This is a genomic window from Saccharococcus sp. Marseille-Q5394, assembly GCF_946901335.1.
GTDB lineage: Bacteria > Bacillota > Bacilli > Bacillales_A > Planococcaceae > Sporosarcina > Sporosarcina luteola_C.
Genome location: NZ_CAMPPQ010000001.1, coordinates 807,820 through 830,686 on the forward strand (window position 1 = coordinate 807,820; position 22,867 = coordinate 830,686).

General features: G+C 45.8%; 26 protein-coding genes and 1 other annotated feature. Of the genes, 2 read left to right on the top strand and 24 right to left on the bottom strand.

Going from position 1 to position 22,867, the window contains the following annotated elements; genetic code table 11:
- Nucleotides 1-8 precede the first annotated feature (8 nt).
- Nucleotides 9-143 carry a YqzM family protein gene (locus tag OC538_RS04075; RefSeq protein ID WP_251694353.1) on the top strand — a complete coding sequence of 45 codons (135 nt, stop codon included), beginning with the start codon at nucleotides 9-11 and terminating at the stop codon, nucleotides 141-143.
- Nucleotides 144-201: 58 nt separating this feature from the next.
- Here the strand turns inward: OC538_RS04075 and OC538_RS04080 are convergent, their stop codons facing one another.
- The 11 genes from OC538_RS04080 to OC538_RS04130 all read right to left on the bottom strand — a co-directional run bounded on the left by OC538_RS04080 (nucleotide 202) and on the right by OC538_RS04130 (nucleotide 8,803).
- On the bottom strand, nucleotides 202-2,496 hold the full coding sequence (locus OC538_RS04080) for a DNA internalization-related competence protein ComEC/Rec2 (protein ID WP_262173392.1): 2,295 nt from the start codon (nucleotides 2,494-2,496) through the stop codon (nucleotides 202-204).
- Entirely contained in the window at nucleotides 2,493-3,056 is a 564-nt protein-coding gene (locus OC538_RS04085; RefSeq protein ID WP_262173393.1) for a ComE operon protein 2, read from the bottom strand. The genes OC538_RS04080 and OC538_RS04085 overlap by 4 nt, the downstream gene beginning before the upstream one ends.
- Before the next feature lie 24 nt (nucleotides 3,057-3,080).
- A complete protein-coding gene (locus tag OC538_RS04090; protein WP_262173395.1) occupies nucleotides 3,081-3,743 on the bottom strand; it encodes a helix-hairpin-helix domain-containing protein in 663 nt (220 codons plus the stop codon).
- A gap of 67 nt (nucleotides 3,744-3,810) precedes the next feature.
- Complete coding sequence (locus OC538_RS04095; protein ID WP_262173396.1) at nucleotides 3,811-4,557, bottom strand: class I SAM-dependent DNA methyltransferase; 747 nt, start codon at nucleotides 4,555-4,557, stop codon at nucleotides 3,811-3,813.
- Nucleotides 4,547-4,891, bottom strand: coding sequence for a ribosome silencing factor (gene rsfS / locus OC538_RS04100; RefSeq protein ID WP_262173397.1), 345 nt, complete (start codon nucleotides 4,889-4,891; stop codon nucleotides 4,547-4,549). Before rsfS ends, OC538_RS04095 begins: the two co-directional genes overlap by 11 nt.
- A gap of 31 nt (nucleotides 4,892-4,922) precedes the next feature.
- Nucleotides 4,923-5,483 carry a bis(5'-nucleosyl)-tetraphosphatase (symmetrical) YqeK gene (gene yqeK / locus OC538_RS04105; protein WP_262173399.1) on the bottom strand — a complete coding sequence of 187 codons (561 nt, stop codon included), beginning with the start codon at nucleotides 5,481-5,483 and terminating at the stop codon, nucleotides 4,923-4,925.
- Nucleotides 5,452-6,042: a nicotinate-nucleotide adenylyltransferase gene (locus tag OC538_RS04110; protein ID WP_262173402.1), complete on the bottom strand. Its 591-nt coding sequence runs from the start codon at nucleotides 6,040-6,042 to the stop codon at nucleotides 5,452-5,454. The genes yqeK and OC538_RS04110 overlap by 32 nt, the downstream gene beginning before the upstream one ends.
- A gap of 10 nt (nucleotides 6,043-6,052) precedes the next feature.
- Complete coding sequence (yhbY, locus tag OC538_RS04115) at nucleotides 6,053-6,340, bottom strand: ribosome assembly RNA-binding protein YhbY (protein WP_251694345.1); 288 nt, start codon at nucleotides 6,338-6,340, stop codon at nucleotides 6,053-6,055.
- Entirely contained in the window at nucleotides 6,341-7,171 is an 831-nt protein-coding gene (aroE, locus tag OC538_RS04120) for a shikimate dehydrogenase (RefSeq protein ID WP_251694344.1), read from the bottom strand.
- Between the two features lie 13 nt (nucleotides 7,172-7,184).
- Nucleotides 7,185-8,300 carry a ribosome biogenesis GTPase YqeH gene (gene yqeH, locus OC538_RS04125; RefSeq protein WP_262173408.1) on the bottom strand — a complete coding sequence of 372 codons (1,116 nt, stop codon included), beginning with the start codon at nucleotides 8,298-8,300 and terminating at the stop codon, nucleotides 7,185-7,187.
- A complete protein-coding gene (locus OC538_RS04130; protein WP_251694342.1) occupies nucleotides 8,288-8,803 on the bottom strand; it encodes a YqeG family HAD IIIA-type phosphatase in 516 nt (171 codons plus the stop codon). The genes yqeH and OC538_RS04130 overlap by 13 nt, the downstream gene beginning before the upstream one ends.
- 169 nt (nucleotides 8,804-8,972) lie before the next feature.
- Here OC538_RS04130 and sigK point away from each other — a divergent pair, with 169 nt between their 5' ends.
- The gene (gene sigK / locus OC538_RS04135) at nucleotides 8,973-9,674 is read left to right on the top strand and encodes an RNA polymerase sporulation sigma factor SigK (protein ID WP_251694341.1); all 702 of its coding nucleotides are present in this window, start codon (nucleotides 8,973-8,975) and stop codon (nucleotides 9,672-9,674) included.
- A 239-nt stretch (nucleotides 9,675-9,913) separates the two neighbouring features.
- On the opposite strand, the gene mtnN is transcribed toward sigK, so the two are convergent.
- From mtnN to mnmA, 13 genes are all read right to left on the bottom strand, one after another.
- A complete protein-coding gene (mtnN, locus tag OC538_RS04140) occupies nucleotides 9,914-10,606 on the bottom strand; it encodes a 5'-methylthioadenosine/S-adenosylhomocysteine nucleosidase (protein ID WP_262173413.1) in 693 nt (230 codons plus the stop codon).
- A gap of 32 nt (nucleotides 10,607-10,638) precedes the next feature.
- Nucleotides 10,639-11,364 (bottom strand): YrrS family protein, encoded by a 726-nt coding sequence (locus OC538_RS04145; RefSeq protein WP_251694339.1) that lies wholly within the window; start codon nucleotides 11,362-11,364, stop codon nucleotides 10,639-10,641.
- Between the two features lie 65 nt (nucleotides 11,365-11,429).
- Nucleotides 11,430-11,906 (bottom strand): transcription elongation factor GreA, encoded by a 477-nt coding sequence (gene greA / locus OC538_RS04150; RefSeq protein WP_251694338.1) that lies wholly within the window; start codon nucleotides 11,904-11,906, stop codon nucleotides 11,430-11,432.
- A 101-nt stretch (nucleotides 11,907-12,007) separates the two neighbouring features.
- Entirely contained in the window at nucleotides 12,008-12,646 is a 639-nt protein-coding gene (gene udk / locus OC538_RS04155) for a uridine kinase (RefSeq protein ID WP_251694337.1), read from the bottom strand.
- 32 nt (nucleotides 12,647-12,678) lie between these two features.
- Nucleotides 12,679-13,320: an O-methyltransferase gene (locus OC538_RS04160; protein WP_262173416.1), complete on the bottom strand. Its 642-nt coding sequence runs from the start codon at nucleotides 13,318-13,320 to the stop codon at nucleotides 12,679-12,681.
- A gap of 28 nt (nucleotides 13,321-13,348) precedes the next feature.
- Entirely contained in the window at nucleotides 13,349-14,473 is a 1,125-nt protein-coding gene (gene mltG / locus OC538_RS04165; protein ID WP_262173418.1) for an endolytic transglycosylase MltG, read from the bottom strand.
- A 102-nt stretch (nucleotides 14,474-14,575) separates the two neighbouring features.
- Nucleotides 14,576-14,869, bottom strand: a complete 294-nt coding sequence (locus OC538_RS04170; RefSeq protein ID WP_251694334.1) for a DUF1292 domain-containing protein — start codon at nucleotides 14,867-14,869, stop codon at nucleotides 14,576-14,578.
- 10 nt (nucleotides 14,870-14,879) lie between these two features.
- Nucleotides 14,880-15,299, bottom strand: coding sequence for a Holliday junction resolvase RuvX (gene ruvX / locus OC538_RS04175; RefSeq protein ID WP_262173421.1), 420 nt, complete (start codon nucleotides 15,297-15,299; stop codon nucleotides 14,880-14,882).
- On the bottom strand, nucleotides 15,296-15,568 hold the full coding sequence (locus OC538_RS04180) for an IreB family regulatory phosphoprotein (RefSeq protein WP_251694332.1): 273 nt from the start codon (nucleotides 15,566-15,568) through the stop codon (nucleotides 15,296-15,298). The genes ruvX and OC538_RS04180 overlap by 4 nt, the downstream gene beginning before the upstream one ends.
- An 81-nt stretch (nucleotides 15,569-15,649) precedes the next feature.
- Nucleotides 15,650-18,283: an alanine--tRNA ligase gene (gene alaS / locus OC538_RS04185; RefSeq protein WP_262173425.1), complete on the bottom strand. Its 2,634-nt coding sequence runs from the start codon at nucleotides 18,281-18,283 to the stop codon at nucleotides 15,650-15,652.
- Between the two features lie 55 nt (nucleotides 18,284-18,338).
- Nucleotides 18,339-18,539 (bottom strand) — a binding site (T-box leader).
- 38 nt (nucleotides 18,540-18,577) lie between these two features.
- Nucleotides 18,578-21,031, bottom strand: coding sequence for an ATP-dependent RecD-like DNA helicase (locus OC538_RS04190; RefSeq protein WP_262173427.1), 2,454 nt, complete (start codon nucleotides 21,029-21,031; stop codon nucleotides 18,578-18,580).
- 37 nt (nucleotides 21,032-21,068) lie between these two features.
- Nucleotides 21,069-21,722, bottom strand: a complete 654-nt coding sequence (locus OC538_RS04195; protein WP_262173429.1) for a tetratricopeptide repeat protein — start codon at nucleotides 21,720-21,722, stop codon at nucleotides 21,069-21,071.
- A gap of 11 nt (nucleotides 21,723-21,733) precedes the next feature.
- Complete coding sequence (gene mnmA / locus OC538_RS04200) at nucleotides 21,734-22,858, bottom strand: tRNA 2-thiouridine(34) synthase MnmA (protein WP_262173432.1); 1,125 nt, start codon at nucleotides 22,856-22,858, stop codon at nucleotides 21,734-21,736.
- Between the last annotated feature and the right edge of the window lie 9 nt (nucleotides 22,859-22,867).

Consider the following 22,867-nt stretch of genomic DNA (forward strand, 5'->3'; position numbering starts at 1 on the left):
GTGTAGCAATGAATGAGTTTGAACATGACGTACAGTCTAAACGCAATGATTTAATCGACTCTGGTATCGGTTTCATTGTAGCTTTCGTTGCCTTTTCTGCAATTTTCGTTATTGCTACAATCGTAGACTTCGTCGCGCACTAATAGCACTCCTGAAAGACGGCTTGTTCATTCCCCGAGCGGAATGGACAAGGCCGTCTTTTCATTTCTCCCGCGATATAACGTGATAGTTGCCGCCTCTTTTCACGGAAATTGTTATCGATCCATGATCTGCAGTTGCCATCGTCGGGACATGGTATTTTTCAAAGGTCTCCACCACTTCCGCGTGCGGATGGCCATATCGATTATTCTTCCCGTATGAGAAAATCGTCAGCTTTGGTTGCAAGAACCGTATGAATTCATCAGAGCTTGAAGTTCGGCTGCCGTGGTGTCCGGCTTTGAGGATCAATTCCCCCCAATCAAAGTCCTTGTATGTTTTGAGGAACTTCCTTTCCCCCTCTACTTCCAAATCACCCGTGAACAGGAACGAAGGACCTTCAGTTGCCATGAAGAGCACGAGGGAGCTATCATTTCCTTTGTATGTCCCTGTAGCAGGCGCCATATAAAAGAATTCAGCGGACTTGTCCGACCACGCCACCCCTTCAGCCATCGCAAATACCGGTATCCCCTTCTCGCTAGCAATCCGCAACACATCTTCCATCGTTTTCTCCTTCTCGCTTCCTGGGGATATATGAATCTCATCCACCCGGATCTCTTCTAGCACTTCGTCCGCGCCTTCCATATGATCGCTATCCGCGTGAGTTAAAATCATTTTATCGACTTTAGTAATGCCCTTTCCTTTCAAAAATGGGACGACAATGCTTTTGCCCACTTCGAAAACATTTTCTGGCGAACGCCAATTAGGTGCTCCGATATTCACAGTCCCTCCTGTGTCAATGATAAATATACCGCGCCGATGCGGAAGTTCGATGACGATGGAATCCCCTTGTCCGACATCAAGGTACGTCACCTTTAATTCGGATTCTGCATAGGGAACCACATGGATGAGAAGCGCAGGGATCAAGACGAACGGGATAGCCCGAAATACCTTCCCTCCCCTTTCAAGTGAAAGTAAGAAGGAGAGGGTACCACCTACAGCCAGTGCCGATGTAATCGCCCCTGGACGACCTGGCACCCATAGTTGGTAAGGCATTGAAGCCAAGTATTCCGTCAAGGCTTCTATCCAGCCTCTTAGCGGAACATATAGTGAAAAAACGCCTCCAACAATAAAAGGGGAAACATAGGTCAACAATAATAAAACGATATTGATCGGCAAAATAATAATAGAATATAGTGGCACATAGACAAGATTCACAATGAACGACGATAATGACAACTCATAAAAATGATATAAAAGGACCGGATATAACGCCAATTGGGTTATGGACGTCACTAGGAAAGATACTTTGAGTGCGGATCCACTACGCGAGAGAATTCTTGTCGAGTAAATCAACGAGAATGCCGCCAAATAAGAAAGTTGGAATCCAGGCTGGAACACGACGAACGGCTGCAAAATGATAAAACCAGATGCACTCATGGCGAGTGCGTCATCCATTCTCATCCGGAAACGTCCCGTTGCGGTGAGCAAGATTAAAATCGTCACGGATACCGCCCGCCAAACGGATGGCGCACCACCTGCCATCACTGCATATAAAGGCAAAAGAGTGATCAGTAGATTGTCGATTGTCTCAATCCGTATCGACAACCTGATGAGAAGGCTTCGAAATAGAAAGGTCAATAACCCCACATGTAAGCCTGAGATCGCAAACAGGTGGGTTATGCCAAGAGTCCTGTATCTGGAAGCCACTTCTTCATCCATGCCACTTCGGTCCCCGATGAGCAGTGCTTGTGCTTCCGTTACGAGTGATTCCGGGAAGGTTTCCTGGATATGATGTTTCACCTTCCATCTATGCCGAGATAAGATAGTCTGCAATCCGGAGTTAAATTCATAGCCTATCAACCTTTCGGACTCGAACATGCCTACGGCGCCGTTCATCCTTACATAACGCTCCATATTGAAAGAGTATTCATGTGCAGGGTCGGGAAGTTCCAGGAAGACGCCTTCCAAAGTGAAACGGTATGAAGGGATATGCAAGTTTTGAAATTGCAATTTCTGGGCCTCGCTCTCGAATTTCAGCATGGCATAAACGGTATCGCCCGCTTCGGTTCTAGCAAATCCTTTTATTTTACCGCCATCAATCTTGACTTGATCTGTCCAAGTCAGATTAAGGGTGGCAGGCTGACCGCCTTCTTTAAGTTCAGGTACATGCAGTGAAATGAAATAATAGGAGAGTAATGATGCCGCCACTGCGAGTATCGGAGTGAGGGCTTCTTTTCTAAGGAGAAAAATGGGGACAAGTAATAGATTGAGGAATAAAATGTAAACCGGACCGTATACGGCAAAAGCGGATACGGCAACCGGCATGCAAATGTAAATAAAACGGACTTTGCCGATCATTTCCCGAATAGGTCATCCACCCTTCTTTTGAATGGGAGAAGCTCGTCAGTCGGCGCGCCTAAAGTTTCCATTTCCACAAGCAAGTCATTGATTAGCTGCAGTTTCCCTTCCTTTGTGAAATCCACTTTCCTCTCATCGAAAGGGACGTGTCTGATTTCGACTCCGGATTGCTTGAAAAGCTCTATGGCGTATTCGTGGTTCTTATAATCCGATGCATAATTGACGGTCTTTATTCCGGATTGAATAATCGCTTTCGAACATTGCAAACAAGGGAAATGAGTTACATACAAAGAAGATCCTTCAACAGGGCTTCCGTATTTTGCACATTGGAGCAATGCATTCATTTCCGCGTGGATTGTCCGGACGCAATGGTTCCCGACGACATAGCATCCGTGATCGATGCAATGATCCCCACCCGAAATGGAGCCGTTATAGCCTCCTGCAATGATCCTGTTATCCCTGACAATCGTCGCTCCGACTGTAAGTCTTGTGCACGTGCTCCTGACCGCAAGCAAATGGCATTGCGCCATAAAAAACTGATCCCATGTAATCCGCTCCATATGTATGCCTCCAAACTGTGTCAATTATTTTGCCATGATGAAAGACTCAAGCTTTTCAAACGTCTTTTGTCCTATTCCGGACACTTCCATTATAGCGTCGGGAGAACTGAAAGGTCCATGCTCTTCCCGATATTGAAGGATGGCACCAGCCTTTGACGGCCCGATTCCCGGAATTGTCATAAGTTCCTGCACATCAGCAGTATTGATATTCACTTTTCCGTCATCCTTCACCCCTCCGCCTTGTTGGGGCGGAAATGATGCCGATGGACCGGAGAAATCGACTTCTTCGCCTTCCCTCGGGACGTAAATGAAAAATTCATCTGGCAGCTTCATCGCGTGGTTCAACATACGCGAATCCGCGTGTTCCAAATAGCCTCCCGCCGCGTGAATGGCGTCAATCAGACGATCTCCTTCCATAAGTGAATAGACGCCCGGATATTTCACGGCGCCTTGTATGTCGACCATGATTGTCACCTCGGCCGCCTCAATACGTTCAATCGGTTGCTCTTCTTGAAGTTGCTCTTGTATAACGTCAATAATTGGGGATTGTCCGCCTTCGACTGTCAGTTGACTGCCGGCCTGTCCTCGGGGAAAGAACAGAATTGCGGATAGTACAGCGATTGCTGCGATAGGGGTGATGATCTTACGCCATTTTCCGGATACGATCGATAGAAACAGCTTTCCCACCCTTTCTACGAGGCATCCATATGGAGTCATCTCCCACTATATATGATTACTTCGGAAAATGGAAGTTTCATTTACGCACTTGATAAAATATTCTTTCACTTTCTTCGTGCGGTGGCTCATCTTCCCAATCTGCAAAAATGCGTTCAATCGTAAAACCGGCTTCCCTCAAAAAATCCACATACTCAAAAACATGGAATGTACGTTGTTGATGCCGTTCATTGAATCGGCGATAAAGTCCGCTCTCCTCTTTGACGAAGAAGCTGAGTTCCGATAGCACGGAATGTTCCTCGTCCCCTTCTTCCGTGTGCCATATATACGCGATACGGTCGTTATCGAAAGTAAAAGGGCCGTCCATGAAAATGACATCGGTCTTGAAAGTGGAGTGCACATCGAAAATGAGCACTCCACCGTTTTTCAAGACTGACTGGATCCCTCTAAATGTGGCAAGAACACTCTCCCGGTCCGGTAAATAGTTCAGCGAATCGATCGCGATGACCGCTACGTCAAACTGCTCCGAGCCCTCTATTTCCTGCATTGGCTTCTCATGAAATTCAATAGTCAAGGCAAGGTCATTTGAGCGTTTTTCCGCAATTTTGAGCATGTCCTGTGATAGATCGATTCCAGTGACGAACGCTCCGGATTTCGCTAGCTTGACGGAAAGCAGACCCGTCCCGCAGCCGACATCGATGATTTTCTTTCCTTTAATCCCATCTGCAGCAATAGATATCAAATCCACATATGCATCGTAAGGGATATCAGTCATCAATTCATCATAGACGAGAGCGAAATCCGTATAGGCTTCCTTATTGCCCATTATCCATTTTCAGCAATGGAGCGTCTCCCCACAACTTCTCCAAGTTATAATAGCCGCGCTCATCTTTATGGAATACATGGACAACGACATCGCCCAAATCGACGAGGACCCATCTTCCATTGTCGAGGCCTTCAACCCTTTTCACTTCATATTCGTTTTCAGCAGCCTTATCGGCAACTTCCCTGGCAATCGCTTGCACTTGCCGCTCGGAGTTCGCATGACAGATAATGAATTGGTCCGCAATAAGGGAAACCCCTTCCATATTCATTACGACAATATCTTGCCCCTTTTTATCATCTACGGCAGTATAAGCTGTTTCAAGTAATGTTGGCATTTTTTCACGTTTCCTTTCGTAGTTGGGTCGTTCAAATTCTTTGCACATGTTCATTATAGCACTCAATGGAGTCGGGAAACACAGCCGCGTTCCTATCGATAAGATACAGCACTGAATGAACGATGCAAGCCCTCATCGCTTCGTCTAAGTGCAGATTGGCAGCCTTACGCAGCTCAGTAATGCCTGGAAAGTCCCTACCCGGCTCAATAAGATCGGCGATGTAGATGAGCTTCTCCAAGTCGGACATGCCTGCTCTGCCCGTTGTATGATAGCGAATAGCATTCAGGACATCCTGATCCTGGACGCCAAAATCCTGCTCAGCGATGATACGTCCAGCAGCTGCATGCCAAAGTTCATGATGGAACGAAAGCAACTTTACATCTTCCCCATTATCTTCAATCAATCTTCGCATATCGGAAGGCTCCATGAACTTCGCAATATCGTGGAACAATGCTGCCTGTTCCGCTTTACATGCCGGAACACCGAAACGCTCGGCCAATTCCTTAGCCGTTTCCGTCACTCTCAGTACATGTTCAAAGCGTTTTCTTGGCAATCTTTTTTCAAGATCCATTATCAGCGCTGCGGATTCCATAAAGTTCCTCCTGTCTGATAAATGTCCCGATTTTTTCCGGTACAAGAAATTGGATTGTGCCGCCCGTTTGCAACCGGTTTCGGATCAGTGTTGAAGACAGGTCAATTTCAGGGATCTGAACCATCGTAACCGGATAGTGCGTTTTACCTTCAGTACCCGGCCTGCCTACCCCGACAAACTTCACAATTTTCATCAGTTCATCGATTTTATACCAGTTAGGCAGCATATCGATCATATCGCCGCCGATGATAAAGTGGAAATCCGTATCCGGCTCCTGTTCCTTTAATGCTTTTATTGTATCGAATGTATAGGAGATCCCGCCTCGGTCAACTTCAAAAGAAGATGCACTAAGTCCAGGAATCCCCGAAACTGCAAGCTCCACCATGCTCAACCGCTGATTCGGCGTTGCATCCGATGGATCCGCTTTATGCGGCGGGATTGAAGTGGGCATGAGCCTGACTTCGTCCAATTGCAATGCGTGCTTCACTTCGTTCGCCATAATCAGATGTCCAATATGTGGTGGGTTGAAAGTGCCGCCTAACAATCCAACCTTTTTCATGTTTTCCTCCTTACGGCAGAACGATCCGCTTTTTCTCCTTTGATTCTTTATAAAGCACGAGGATTTTTCCGATCACTTGAGCTACTTCGATTCCTGCTTCTTGCAGTTTTAAGGCAATCGTATTCTTATCTTCCTCACAATTTTGTAGAATACTCACTTTAATCAACTCACGTGCTTCGAGCGCCTCTTCGATTTGCTTGATGATCGGTTCCGTCAAGCCGCCTTTTCCGATTTGGAAAATCGGTTGAAGATGATGCGCTTCACTTCGTAAATAACTTTTCTGTTTACCTGTTAACATTTATTTTCCTCCAAGTTGAGTTGTAATTGATTGAATCATTTTCTTCGTATCGGGGTAGATGCCTGTCCAAAGCTCAAAGGCCAATGCCCCTTGGTGGACAAACATGCCAATCCCGTTCATCGTCTTGCCGCCAGCCTCACGAGCACAGCGGAGAAATTCGGTTTCCAGTGGATTGTAGATGATGTCAGCGACCGTCGCACCCTCAGATATACCGGATGGATCGAGCGGAAATCCACTTTGAGCAAAATTCATTCCGACAGATGTCGTTTGAACAATCAAACCGAATGTTCCGATTGCCAGTTTCGCCTCTTCCAAAGGTAGTGCTGAACTTCCCGGTAGACTTTCTGACATTTGCCTTGCTTTCTCGACTGTACGGTTGGTTATGTTAATCGGACCGTAACCGGCCGATTCAAGCGCGAAGGAAATACCTGCAGCAGCCCCACCTGCTCCTATGATCAGCAACTCACCGACATTCGCCGGACTAGCTCCAAATTCCTCTAAGGAGCGCACAAAACCACGCCCGTCAGTATTCGTTCCGAAGAGGGTACCATCTTCAAGGACCTTCACCGTATTGACCGCGTTCATCCGTCTAGCTTCTTCGTCAATTTGATCGAGGAAAGGGATGATTGCGCTTTTATGAGGGACGGTGACATTCCAACCACTGCAGCCTAATCGTTTCAAACTAGCAACTGCATCCTCTAAATGATCCACTTCTACGTGGATCGGTATATAGGATGCGTCCATTCCATTTTCCCGAAACCATGCTTCGTGCATGAGGGGAGACTTCGATTGCGCAACCGGGTCACCGATCACTGCATACCATTTTTTCATGAAGCAGTCCTCCTTAAATTAGCGATGGACGGAGTACTACATCAACTCCACGCGGTGCATGTACCGCAACGACGACACCAGGATGCTGTATCGTGATCCAACCTAATCCCGAAATGACAAGATCCATTTTCGGTTTCTTAATTGAGAATTCATGCCTTACAAGTGGCGGCATCTTTTCAAGCGAATCGCCGCTCGGTGGGGATAGCATTTCGCCAAGATGTGTGGCATATAACGAATCGGCATTTTCAAGCTTTGTCCGATGGATCGGTAATTCATTTGAAACATGAATTGTAAATGATGAACGATCACCTGATATAAAATCGAACCTTGCAAGACCTCCGATGAATAAGGTCTGCTCCGCGTTCAATTGGAACACTTTTGGCTTCAGTTCCTTTTTCGGCGTGATCGCTTTCAAGTCCTTCGTATCAAGGTGATGGGCGATCTGATGATTGTTAATGATTCCTGGTGTATCGAAAATGGCCTTTCCATCGTCAAGCGGAATTTCAACAAGATCTAATGTCGTTCCCGGGAAATGGGAAGTGGTAATCACTTCGCCCATGCCGGTCGCATTTTTTATGATCCGGTTGATGAATGTTGATTTCCCAACATTCGTGCATCCGACAACATAGACGTCTTTCCCTTTTCTATAAGTATCAATGGCATTCAGCGCCTCTTCCATACCATGCCCTTTATATGCAGAAATGAGCAATACATCAATTGGCTTCAAGCCTAGCTTCGCTGACTCTGTCTTCATCCAATTGATCATACGGTTTCGGTTGATTGATTTAGGAAGAATGTCGGACTTATTGCCGATCAGAAGAATGTCTTTTTTACCGACAAAACGCTGCAAGCCGTTGATCCAGCTACCGTTAAAATCAAATATATCAACGACTTTGATGACCAACCCGTCTTTTTCGCCGATGCCATTCAATATAGCTAGGAAATCATCGCCTGATAAGGAAACTGGCTGTAATTCGTTGTAATTCCGCAAGCGGAAGCAGCGGCGGCAAATGACTTCCTCTTTCTCCAAAGAAGCTGCAGGTGCATACCCTTCCTTTTTCGGGTCCTCTGATTGAATTTCAATTCCACAACCTATGCATGTAAGTCGCTCCAAGCTTATTCCTCCCATTTAATCAATCCTTGTCTTTTCAGTTTCGCCATGATTCTTCTTTCGATCATTCTATTGAATTTCGTGACAAATCCGTCCGAGCTTGCGACGGGCACGACTAAAATCGTATGGAGGCCGAAACGGTTGCCGCCCAAAACATCTGTCATCAGCTGATCGCCGACCATGACGGCCTCATCCTTCTTCAAGCCCATCATCGCAAGGGCTTTTTTGAAATTTTTCGCTAACGGCTTCCTGGCATCGCAAATGAATGGCGTGCCAATCGGGCCACAGAAAGATTCCACCCGGCTTTGATTATTATTCGAAAGGATTGTCACTTGGAGGCCGGCTTCCTGCATCATTCGTACCCATTCCCTAATTTCAGGCGTCGCTTCCGGACGATCCCATTCCACTAGGGTATTATCCAAGTCTGTGATAATTCCTTTAATCCCCTTTTCCTTTAAAGCTTCGGGAGAAATTTGAAAGATGTCTTTTACATATTCATCTGGCAAGAAAATTTTATACAAGTTATCCACTCCGTTATTTCACTAATAGTATTCCGATTATACCATATTGGCATCCATTGGTACGGATTGGACCAAGCGGGAAATCTGTTCGATTTCCTCGCACGTTTTACTGAATGTAAACAAGCATTCATCGCATATGCTGTCATATAACGACACAGGAGGTGGACCGATGAGCGGGTTTGTCATGGCCCTTGTCCAACTGTGGGTCGAAGTTCCTGCTATGGTCGGCTATATCAGGGGGCAGGCATTCCGTCGACCGCTTTCTAAAGCGGAAGAGGCTGATTGTTTGCAACGGCTGGCAGAAGGTGATGAAAGTGCGAGAGATGAACTCATTGAAAGGAATATGCGCCTTGTCGCTCATGTCGTAAAAAAATTCCATCCAAAACACGAACAACTTGACGACTATATTTCCATCGGTACAATCGGGCTCATGAAAGCCGTGAACAGTTTCACGCTTGATCGTAAGACGAAACTCGCGACGTATGCTGCCCGCTGTATAGAAAATGAGATACTGATGTATTTACGAACGCAAAAGAAAGTGCAGAAGGACGTATCGCTCTTCGATCCGATCGGAACGGATAAAGACGGACAGTCCCTTCAAATAGCAGATCTGTTGCAGACCGATGAGGAAGCGCCAATCGATACCGTACAGCAGAAAGAGCAAAAGGAAAGATTATACCGCCATCTTGGAAAACTGGATGGAAGAGAATTAGAAATCATTCAAAGAAGGTATGGTCTACTTGACGACCAACCAATGACTCAGAAGGAAATTGCGCAGCAGCTCAACATATCAAGAAGCTATGTCTCACGTATTGAAAAAAGAGCTATTGTCAAACTGTACCAGCTATTCAAGCACGAGTATAATGAATGAGAAGTACACAACTGCAAATGAAAAGGCGTTTCCTGACATGGGGCCACGGCCCTAAGAAAGGAAACGCCTCTTTTCACTTCATTATCTGTACTGCCTGCCTATCAGTCTGCACTAACCTCACGCGCGATAACAACCGCAATGACTGTCGTCACGAAAAACACACCTGCCATTAGATAAAACATACCTTATTACCTCCTTCACAGCAAAATGCAACCTGTTTTCATCTTACCATAGTCATTTTAAAATTTCGAGATGGCACGCATAACAATTTCCGAAGAATGTTTCGCTGCGAGAGGTAAGAATTCATCAAAACTAATCGATGATTTTATGCCTGCGATATCGGATAACGCACGGATAACGACAAATGGTGTTCCAAACTGATGGCATACTTGCGCAACTGCGGCGGCTTCCATTTCAGCTGCAATCATTGCAGGGAATTGTCCTTTTACAACTTCGACGCGCGCCGCATCACTCATGAACACATCACCGGAAGCGATTAATCCGACAGCATACTCATGCTCGCCGACCTCCTCGACCGCTTCCTTCGCAATTCGAATAAGCTTTTCATCCGCCGGGAAAGATGGAGGCATTCCTGGAACTTGTCCGATTTCATAACCAAAGGCCGTTGCATCAACATCATGATGTCTTACTTCATCAGAAATGACAATCGTACCAACTTCAAGGGATTCTTTAAAACCACCAGCTGAACCGGTGTTTAATACTGCATCAGGTTGATATTCCTGAATAAGCACTGTCGTCGCAACCGCTGCATTCACCTTTCCAATGCCGCTTTTGACAAGTATGACATCATGTTGACCCATATTACCTTCTATGAACTCACAACCAGCAATCTCACGACTAGTTGGCGACTCAATCTTCCCTCTTAAAATTTCAACTTCTTGTTCCATTGCACCAATGACCGCAATTTTCATTACTAATCCTCCTGTTGAGTATCCTTTGCTGTTCAATAATCAAAATCCAATGTTTTTAAAACGTCCATACTAACCGGCTTCCAGCCTTCCCCATCAATCCACTCGATATAAACGCGGAATATTTTAGATCCATCCTTCGTTGTAACGATTCCAATTGAATTTTGTGGTCCGCCGCCATTTTTAACCCTCTTATAGAATAATTCATCTTCAGAGAAGCCAGTCGCGTACGCAATAGCTTTTTTCTTTTCGATATAATCTATAGAATTGGCTTCATATTGTGAAATATGCTCACCCGATTGGTCTGTGCCGATCGGTTTCCATGCTGGATTGGTGATAGTTTCCTTAATGATTTCGTCAGTGCCCGGAACGATTGTCACAATGCCAGGTTCATCATTTTCCTTAGTGCCATCCTCGCTGCCCGTAGTTCCTTCCGCTTCTTTGCTAGGTGATGAAGACTCCTCCGCATCGTCACCTTCCGCGTCATTATGTCCATCCGCTCCCTCTTCATCTTCTGAATCGGAGATGGGATCATTTTCTTCCTGTTGTGTCTCATCGTCGGATGAACCGGCTTCATCGAGCACCTTTTCTTCAGAGGCGTTCTCTTTTCCTTCATCATCATTATTCCCAGTTATGATGGAAGCACCTACAATGAGAATCAATAAGATGACAAGCCCGATCATACTATTTAATAGCCGATTGCTGCGGTTGCGCATTTTCTTGCGATTGACACGCGAGAATCTGGGTTCATTCCCTTTCATATAACCTTCCCCCTATTAGCGTTAATGTTGAATGGCCGCCCTCATTTGAAGGCGGCCATTCCAAGTCACTTGATTTCAACAATAACGACCGACATTTCTCCCCCAGGAGTTGTGATTTTCACTTCGTCGCCTTTACCCTTGCCGATCAAGCCTTTTGCAATAGGTGAATCATTGGAAATCAATCCCTCAATCGGATTCGCTTCAGCTGAGCCGACAATGGTGTAGGTCTCCTCGTCTCCGTCAGGCAGTTCCTTGAATGTAACCGTTCTACCAAGTTGGACTTCATCAGTGTTCAGTTCATCCTCTGTAATGATTACGGAGTTGCGGATCATCGATTCCAGAGAAGAGATTTTTCCTTCTACAAATGCCTGGTCTTCTTTAGCAGAATCGTACTCCGAGTTCTCCGATAGGTCACCATAGCTTCGTGCAATTTTGATGCGCTCTACAACTTCTTTGCGTTTAACAGTTTTAAGAAACTCAAGTTCTTCTTCTAATTTTTTCTTACCCGACGCAGTCATCGGATACTTTTTCTCTGATACCATTATTCAACACTCCTCATATTCCTGTTCATAAAAACACTATGCCGCTCCTGCAAGAGGTATGCGACATAGGCTCATTTATATTGAATTCTGACTTTATCATATTACAAGTTCGTTCCAAATTCAAGAATTGTTTTTATTTTCGTGACCATCAGATCGACTGCAACTTCATTATGACCGCCTTCTGGAATGATAATATCCGCATAGCGTTTAGTTGGTTCAATGAATTGATTATGCATCGGACGGACGACAGAGAGGTATTGCTCAATGACTGACTCGATTGTGCGTCCCCGCTCATTAATGTCCCGCATCAGACGCCTGATGATTCGCAAATCCGCGTCCGTATCGACGAAGAGTTTAATATCCATCAGATCACGGAGCCTCTCATCCTCCAAAACGAGAATTCCTTCAAGGATGATAACATCTTTCGGTTCAATTGCTATTTTCTGTTCTGATCTTGTATGAAGCGCATAATCATAAACCGGCTTCTCGATTGTCTCCCGATCAAGCAGCTTTCCGATATGGTCTATCAACAGATCCGTATCAAATGCTAACGGATGATCGTAGTTCGTCAACAATCTTTCTTCAAATGCTAGATGGGATTGATCCTTGTAATAAAAATCCTGTTCTATGACAACAACTGAATGTTCCTTAAAAACGTCATAAATTCGATTTGTGACACTTGTCTTCCCTGATCCCGAACCACCGGCTATGCCGATGACAAGAGGCTTTCTTTTATCCATTTCTTTTCCTCCCACAAATACAGGGCTGTTGCTCAGTCCCTCTTTTTTACAGCAACCAGTATGCCGTCGCCGACCGGCAGCAATGAGGTTTCATAATTCGGATGCTTCATGACCCACGAAGTGAATTCTTTCAGATTACGGATCATCGTCCGATTCCGTTTCGGCACTTCTTCATCGGGAAGCATCACGGCACCATGCATGAACATATTATCGCAATAAATGATGCCGCCTTTTGCCACATGCTCGGAATATTTTTCAAAGAACCGTTTATATTGTCCTTTTGCAGCGTCGATGAAAAGGGCATCATATTGCAAGGATGGAAGTGATTCATCCGATAAAAGAAGGGCATCTCCTTCGATGATCGTTATCCTGTCCCCGAATCCGCTACGTTCAATATAACTCACAGCGGATGCATGCCTCTCTTTGTCCCGCTCAATTGTGATGACTGACGCTTCCTCCAAGGCAGAAACCATCCGGATAGCAGAATAGCCTATTGCGCTTCCGATTTCAAGTATTAGCTTCGGTCGTTGTATTCGAAGCAGGCCGATGAACGTTTCCATTCCGCTCCGGTCCATGATCGGAATCCGATGTTCTGCGGCGAATTCCTCCATTTCACGGAGTAACGGATTGTCTTCTTCCCGCAAGTCGGAAATGTAGGATTCAAAGTCTTTCATACATGCACTTCCATTCTCTTCAGATCGGTCATTCACCTGATATATGTTCAGCCTTCTTTTTCAAATGCTCTTCATATGTCCTAGAAAAATAATTTTTCCCTTCTTTATCGGCGAGGAAATAGAAATAGTCTGTGACAGAAGGATCCACGACAGCCTCTATAGATGATCTACCGGCATTTGCAATCGGACCTGGAGGGAGGCCTGTGTGTACATACGTATTGTACGGATCCTCGACTTTAAGATCTTCATACAGGACCCTATCCTTATGCTTGCCTAATGCATATAACACCGTAGGATCCGTCTGCAATGGCATTCCTTCATCCATCCGATTGTAAAAGACGCTTGCAATCGTTTCGCGATCTGTATTTGAAGTCGCTTCCCTTTCAAGCAGACTGGCGAATGTGAGCAGCCAATGGACCGATTTCTCTTTGCTTTCCAAAAATGCATAATATGGTGTGATATTATCCGACGTTGCATTCAGCATTGTCGTCACAACCGTTTCCACCGATGGCTTTTCTTCATAAAATGGATACGTCGCAGGGAATAAATACCCTTCCAACGGATATCGGACATCCTCTTTCAATATTTCTTCTGTAAGGATGTTCGGATATCGTCCCATCAGGTCGGCAATTGTTTGTTCGTCATTGACATAATCCAAAAACTCTTTTTCAGGTATGCCTATCCGCTTTTGCACGGTTGCTGCAATTTGGTCCAACGTCAAACCTTCTGGAATCGTCATTGTAAATACCGGGGTCCGATACACTTTTCCGGTCTTCAAACTCTCGATCAACTCATCTAATGTCATTGCCTTTGTCAAACCGTAGGAACCAGCCTGAAATTGTGATTCATTGTTAAATTTAGCATAGTATTTAAAGATCTTCGCGTCTTTAACTAGTCCTTTTTCTTCTAACATTTCTGAAATAGACGTTAAGCCCGAACCAATCGGGATTTCCACTTCAATCACTTCTTCCGAGTTCGGATCGACCGGTTGAAGGGCCTCGCTTATGTATTTATAGATTGCCCGACCCCCGATCAGGCCGCCGATTATCAGAACGAGCGCGACAACAAAAACGATACGCCTGACAATCTTCACTTCTTTTTTCTGTTCAATCATCTTTTCGAACATTTGATCTTTTTTTGAACCATTATCCATCCAACATCACCTCAATCCGAACAAATACTATCTAAAAAAAGTTTCATTGCAGTGAAAAGACGGAATGGCCTGCACCATTCCGTCGTCCGTGCACAATATGGATTATTCTTCGTCTTCTTCCTCTTCAAGGAATGTGTTCAACATTTCTTCGATCATGTCCCATTCTTCGTCAGTCTCGATCGGCAATAGCTCGCCGTCTTCGTTGTCTTCGGATGGTATGAATGCAGAAGCATGAATTTCCACTTCTTCATCATCGCCCACTTCGTCTTCGCCTAAAATATGATAAAGGACGTATGATTTTCCAAAATCCTCTGATTCGAATGTGAAAATTACCTCACATACATGCTCCACACCGTGCTCATCAACGACTGTCATTGTTTCTTGTCCATGTTCCATTACAATCACCTCATCTATTTTTTGAATCAAGATACCCTTGGAGTATCATGACTGCCGCCATCTTATCGATGACAGTCTTTCTTTTTTTCCTGCTGACATCGGCATCGATCAACATGCGTTCTGCTGCCATCGTCGTCAATCGCTCATCCCAAAGGATGACAGGAAAACCGAACGCCTCTTCCAACATTTCAGCGAACCTTTCGGATGCTTCCCCTCTCGGACCTACGGAGTTGTTCATGTTTTTCGGAAATCCGACTACGAAAGAGGTGACCGCATATTCAGCTACAAGCTCCTGAATTCTGGACATGCCAAATTGGCCGGCGCTTTCATCGATTTTAATCGTTTCGATGCCTTGGGCTGTCCACCCAAGTGCATCGCTGATTGCAATACCGACCGTTTTGGAACCGACATCCAATCCCATTACCCTCAATTCGGCTGACCCCCGTTTTCACGGATATAAAACTTAACCAATTCCTCGAGAATCTCATCTCTCTCCAATTTCCTTATGAGGTTACGCGCCTCATAGTGGCGAGGGATGTACGCCGGGTCGCCCGATAAGAGGTAACCGACAATTTGGTTGATGGGATTGTAGCCCTTATCTTCCAGTGCTTTATGCACATGGAGCATGACCTGCTTAACTTCCTGCTCCATCGATTCTTCAGGAAAGTTGAATTTCATCGTCTTGTCGTATGAATTCATAGTCGACACCCCGCTTTCCAATCGTCCGTTAGCAAATCGGATACCTTTCCCACTAACTCTATACCCGACTTCCATTTCCACTTAAACGGATTTGACATAATCATACACGGAATGAAGTGCTTCATCAAGTTTAGAAGCATCCTTCGCACCTGCCATCGCCATGTCGGGACGGCCTCCGCCTTTACCACCACAAAGAGATGCTACATGATTGACGATCTTCCCGGCGTGGAAGTTCCCGTTTTTCAAATCTTCCGTCACTCCTGCTGCCAGTAGAACTTTCCCATCAGCAGCAGAGCCGAGCACAATTACACCTTTGCTTACTTTCTGCTTCAATTCATCAATCATTTGACGCAGAGCATTATTGTCTTTTACATCGACCCTAGCCGAAAGCACCGTTACTTCGTCAATCTGCTGTGCAGTTGTGAGGATATCAGTGAGTTGACTGTTTCCAAGCTTCGCTGAGAGCGATTCGTTATCCCGTTGAAGCTCTTTCATCTCCGACAAGATGGAGCTGACTTTTGTAACGACATCTTTCGGATTGGATTTCAATAATGCAGCTGCTTCCGTTACAAGCGCCTCTTCCTTTTTAAAGGAATGATACGCCTCTTGGCCTGTCACCGCTTCAATCCTACGAGTCCCTGCTCCAATGCCACCTTCCGATTCGATCTTAAAGATCCCGATTGTTGATGTTGCAGGCACATGGCATCCGCCGCATAATTCAATTGAGTAATCCCCGACTGAAACGACACGGACAATGTCACCATATTTCTCACCGAATAATGCCATGGCGCCCATCTCTTTTGCTTCATTAATCGGTTTCTGTTCGATCTGGACAGGAATATCAGCCCAAATCTTTGCATTAACAATTTCTTCGATTTGTTCCAGTTCTTCCTTTGTCACCTGCCCGAAGTGAGAGAAGTCGAAACGGAGACGGTCAGGGCCGACATAAGAGCCAGCCTGGTTAACGTGCTCCCCAAGAACTGTTTTCAAAGCCTGATGAAGCAGATGTGTAGCTGTATGGTTTTTGATTGTCAATTTACGCGATTCCGCATCTACCTCAGCAAAGACTTCCGCGTTGTCAGTAATTTCACCTGAACGAACAACCGCAGTATGCAGATGCTGACCATTCGGAGCCTTTTTGACATCTTTCACATCAACGACGAATGTATCGCTCGAGACAGTTCCTATATCGGCAATCTGTCCGCCGCTTTCCGCGTAGAAAGGTGTGCGATCAAGAATGAACTGGATTTCATCGCCTTCAGAAGCATGTGCAACCAATTCGCCATTATGCAATAGGGCAGCGATTTTTGTGTCGCAGGACAGATGATCATATCCGATGAATTCGCTTTTTACTTGAATGTTGCCAAGCACTTCCGATTGGACATGCATTGAATCTACGTCATGTCGTGCAGCTCTTGCGCGTTTCCGTTGGTTATCCATCTCATCATCGAATCCAGCGCGATCGACGGTAACCCCCGCCTCTTCCGCAAATTCCTCTGTCAGCTCAAATGGAAAGCCGTACGTATCGTATAGTTTGAATGCATCTGCGCCAGATACGACCGGATTTCCAGCTGCCTTCGCTTTATCGATAACGCCATTCAAAATCGCCATTCCTTCATTTAGTGTTTCATGGAAACGCTCTTCCTCATTTTTAACGACCTTCATGATGAATGCTTCTTTATCTTTGACTTGCGGGTAGAAGTCTTGCATCACTTCCCCGACGACAGGGACGAGTTCATACATGAATGGCTTATTGATGCCCAATTGTTTTGCGAAGCGCACAGCACGACGTAATAGTCTTCTGAGGACGTATCCTCTTCCTTCATTGGATGGCAATGCTCCATCGCCGATTGCGAACGCAACTGTCCGGATATGGTCCGCAATTACTTTAAACGCCGTGTCCTTCACATCATCTTTTCCGTACGCTTCGCCGGACACTTTTTCCACGGAATGGATGATTGGCATGAACAAATCCGTGTCAAAGTTCGTAGGCACTTCCTGGATGACAGAAGCCATCCGCTCAAGCCCCATCCCTGTATCGATGTTTTTCTTTGGAAGCGGCGTATACGTATGGTCCGGATTATGGTTGAACTCGGAGAATACTAAGTTCCAAATCTCCAGGTATCTGTCGTTTTCGCCGCCTGGATATAGTTCCGGATCTGAAAAATCATCGCCGAATGACGGACCGCGGTCATAGAATATTTCCGAGTTCGGACCGCTCGGACCTTCTCCGATATCCCAGAAGTTCCCTTCCAAACGGATGATGCGCTCTTCTGGTATGCCAATTTTGTCTCTCCAAATTGCGTATGCTTCTTCATCTTCCGGGTGTACAGTAACTGACAGCAACTCTGGGTTAAAGCCGATCCATTTTTCATTCGTCAGGAAATCCCATGCGCGGATGATCGCTTCTTCTTTGAAGTAATCACCGATCGAGAAGTTCCCGAGCATTTCGAAGAATGTATGGTGGCGTGCAGTTCTCCCTACGTTTTCGATGTCATTCGTACGAATGGACTTTTGTGCGTTGACGATTCGTGGATTTGTCGGGACGACACGTCCGTCAAAGTATTTTTTCAGTGTTGCGACACCACTGTTGATCCAAAGAAGTGAAGGATCGTCGATTGGCACTAGAGGTGCTGATGGCTCTTCGCTATGGCCGTGCTCTTTGAAGTAATCAAGAAACTTTTTTCTAATTTCAGATGCTGTTAATTTTTTCAATGTTATTCCTCCTTAAATAATCCATCGATACAAATAAAAAAATCCCCGCCCCTGTACAAGGGACGAAGATTTTTCGTGGTACCACCCTAATTTACCGGCGGAAAGCCGGTATCTCAAGAAGCCATAACGCGGCTAACGGCAAGTGTTAGTTGCTCTCAGGAGTAGCTTTCCGTCAAACGGCCATGGGAATCCTTGCAGCCTTGGGATTCCTTTCTGAACATGGTAGTCAGCGTACTTTCTCCGTCATCGAATTTCATATGATACTTTGGATTATAGGGAATTGATGCTACTATGTCAATCCATGACTTCCGAAAAATCATAAGGTGTGACGTCTTGCATCCCGATCATCGGGTCGATTCCAAGGATTGTCTCCATCGTGAGCCTATACTCTTTCTGGCTTTCAGGCATCCTGTCAGTGGATTCACTCGTTTCGTTTTGATGGCCCCTATTTAGTGGGGCTTCCACGGTTTCTTCCTGGTTTTCGATAGTGGATTCCTTCCGCAAGCGGTCTTTCAATGTCGTCTGCCGTTCAAGTTCATCTGTCCGGTTAATGCCGATTTTGAATTCTTCCGGCTCTCCGCAAAGTATCAGGAAGTTTTTAGCTCTCGTAATTCCCGTATATAAAAGATTTCTCCGGAGCATTTTCCTGTATCCGCGGACAATCGGCATGACGACAATCGGAAATTCACTTCCTTGCGACTTATGGATGGAGCAGCAATAGGCGAGCGTAATTTGATTCAAGTCGTTGCGCTCATATTCAACTTCGATGCCGTCATAGGAAACGATCAGCATTTCCTTTTTATCGACGGTTTCTTTCGCCTTGATAATGGAGATGACTTCACCCATATCTCCGTTGAACACATTGCTTTCGGGCTGATTGACAAGTTGCAGCACTTTGTCGCCGATTCGATAGACGACATCCCCAAAGGCGACTTCTTTCCGATCGGGTCCCGGCGGATTGACCATATGCTGGATCATCTTATTCAATCCATCGATCCCGGCTGGCCCTTTATACATAGGAGCCAACACTTGGATGTTTTTAATATGATGGCCTTTCGAAACGGCGTTTTTTACGACTTGTTCTACGACCTCTAGTATCTGGTCCCCACTTGCCTTGATAAAAGACCGATCCGTCGTTTTTCGAGTGACATCATCAGTCCATTTCGCATTTTTGATCATATGGGCCATCTCAATGATTGTCGACCCTGCACTTTGGCGATAAATTTCGGTCAACTCTACGACTGGGATTTTTCCGGAATCAAGCATGTCCTTTAATACTTGACCGGGACCAACAGGCGGAAGTTGGTCTTGGTCTCCGACGAAGAGGACTTGGATTTCATCATGTAATGCTTTCAAGAGCTGATGGGCAAGCCATGTGTCGACCATGGACATTTCATCGATGATGATGAGCCGCCCTTCCACTTCCCTGCCGACCGCATCATCCTTTTCCTGACCATTGAAGCCAAGAAGCCTGTGGATGGTCATTGCCGGCAGCCCTGTCGATTCGGACATCCTTTTTGCCGCCCGCCCTGTTGGAGCTGCTAAAACGATTGGGAAGGTCTCTTCTTTTTCAACATAGTGTTTTGGGTCGAGTGAAAGGCCATGGAGCTCGGCATAAACTTCTACCAAACCTCGGATGACAGTCGTTTTTCCTGTTCCGGGTCCTCCTGTCAAAATCATGGCAGGTGAATGGAGCGCTTTCTCGATGGCGGCCACTTGGGTTTCTGCATAGTTGACGCCGAGTCTTTCTTCCGCTTCACCGATCGCCTTGCGGATTTCCGAAACCGGGAATTTTTCGGAAAGATCATTTTCCATAATCCGTTCCATTTTAGAGGCGATGCCGATTTCCGAAAAATAGAGTGAAGGTATATACAACTTTCTGCCTTCACCGCACAGCTTACTTTCCTCAACCAATTCCATGACGCATTTGGAAATGTGGTCGAATGGCACTTCTTCCGTTTGGCTTGATTCTAACAGCCGCTTAACTTCGGGCAAAACAGACTCTGCCTCTAAATAGACATGACCAGCCGACTGAACTCCTTGGTTCAACGTGTGGAGTATCGCAGCTTTCACCCGGGAAGGATGTTTTCCGGTAATCCCTAGATGTCTTCCCAATTCATCCGCGCGTTGGAATCCAACTCCCTCGACGTCTTCGATCAGCCTGTACGGATTCTCTTTCAATAATTCGATGACTTCTTCACGATAGGTCTGGTAGATCCGCATCGAAAGCTGAGGACCGAATCCCCATTCATTCAATTGCACCATACTTCGTTCCAATCCGAGATTTTCCTGAAGTACTGTGACAAGGGTCTCCTTCCTATCTTCCGAAAGCTTTGGAACCCGATCAAGCACTGACGGGTTCTCCAAAATCTGTTTGATGGCGTCCTTGCCCAACGTTTTTACGATGGTGTCGGCAGTTTTCCTTCCGATTCCAGGAAATAGATCACCGGATAAGTAATGTACGATTCCAGTTTCTGTCTCAGGCAATTCTTTCGTAAACGTATGGACATCGAACTGCTTTCCGTATGTTGCATGATTGACGAGCCTTCCCGTCAGTCTGTAGTCATCTTCATTCGCCAATGGAGGGAAATTCCCCTTAATGACAATTTCCTTATCCTCATAGCCGCTATTCGTTTTAGTTATTTTCATTTTCACGATGGAAAAGAGATTATCAGGATTGTGGAAAATAGTGACGACAGGCCGTCCAACGATGAACACCGCTTCATTATTCCCTTTCCCTTCAGTCATACAGATCACCGCCTTGCGTATCCGCCCGTATTGGAAATTAACCTAATTTAATCATGTCGTAAATATAACGCGCTTGCGTATGTTCCGGTTCGATCGTGAACGCTTTTTCCAGATGGTAAAGCGCATCATCCTTCCGATCCGTCGAGACTGCATACAGCACACCTAAATTATAATGGGCATCTGCATTCTCTTCATCTTTTTCCAAGACGAGCAACAATTCTTTCCCCGCCTCTTCAAAGAGTTCCATTTCAGCCAACAGAATCCCGAATGCAAGACGGATCTCAAGATCATCCGGCGCCAACTCTGCAGCTCTTTGGAAATACGGCAATGCGAGCTTGGATTTGTCCGATTGTTTCAAGCTCTTCCCAAGCATGAAATAGGCATCGGCTTCATTCAGACCGGCACGGATTGCCTTTTCGTAAACAATCGCCGCCTCTTCGAACCGCTCGTTGGAATAATAGAGATTGCCTAAGCCATAAAGTGCTGAACCTGCATTTCCGTCCAGGCTAATTGCTTTCTGGAAGAAGCGTTCAGCCCTTTCAGTGTCACCAGCAGAAGCGAAGACATTCCCGAGGTTGATGTAGCCAACCGGGTTTTCCGGCTCTTCCTCCGCTGCCTTCATGAAGGCTTCGATAGCCTTTTCGTACTCCCCTTCTTGAAGGGCTTTAATACCAATTTCATTGTATTCCATAGCGTTTCCTCTCATCCTACGTAATCAAGTTGCACTCCGTTTTTCACTACTTTATCGATTGTCCCACCGCCAAGGCATTCTTCTCCGTCATAAAAGACGACTGCCTGACCCGGGGTGATTGCCCGGACGGGTTCCGCGAATGTGACGTTTGCATTTCCATCACCCGTCAACTCAACCGTAACTTTCGTATCCGGTTGACGATAGCGGAATTTTGCTGTGCATTCAAATGTGGCCGGCAATGCGCGGGCAGTTGCGAAGCTTATATTAATAGCAGTCAAGCTGTCGGAATAAAGGGCGTCATGATGGAAGCCTTGTCCGACGAGCAATGTGTTCTCTTTCAGGTCTTTACCGATAACGAACCATGGATCGCCTGCACCGCCGATCCCTAACCCATGGCGTTGGCCGATCGTGTAATACATCAGTCCATCATGCTTTCCGACAGTCTGGCCATCCATCGTTTTCATATCTCCTGGCTGTGCGGGCAAATATTGTCCAAGGAATTCCTTGAAATTCCTTTCACCGATGAAACAAATGCCAGTCGAATCCTTTTTCTTCGCGGTAGCTAGCCCTGCACGCTCGGCAATTTGACGCACTTCCGACTTATCAAGACCACCGATTGGGAACATGACCTTTTGCAGCTGCTCCTGTGACAGCTGATTGAGGAAATAGGTCTGGTCTTTGTTTTCATCTTTCCCTCTGAGCATTGCGACGCCTTCAGCTGTTTCGACGACTTGTGCATAATGCCCTGTCGCAAGGAAATCCGCGCCGAGGCTCATAGCATGATCAAGGAACGCATTGAATTTAATTTCCTTATTGCACATAACATCCGGATTTGGAGTTCTTCCGGCTTTATATTCCTCGAGGAAGTAGGTGAAGACTTTATCCCAATATTGCTGTTCAAAATTGACAGCATAATAAGGAATTCCAATCTCATTACATACGCTGATGACGTCCTCGTAATCTTCAGTTGCTGTGCAAACGCCGAATTCATCGGTGTCGTCCCAGTTTTTCATGAAAATTCCAATGACATCGTATCCTTGCTCCTTCAAGAGAAGAGCAGCGACAGATGAGTCGACTCCTCCCGACATTCCAATGACAACCCGGGTTTCGGATATTGGTTTATTTGCAGTTCTCATACATATTCA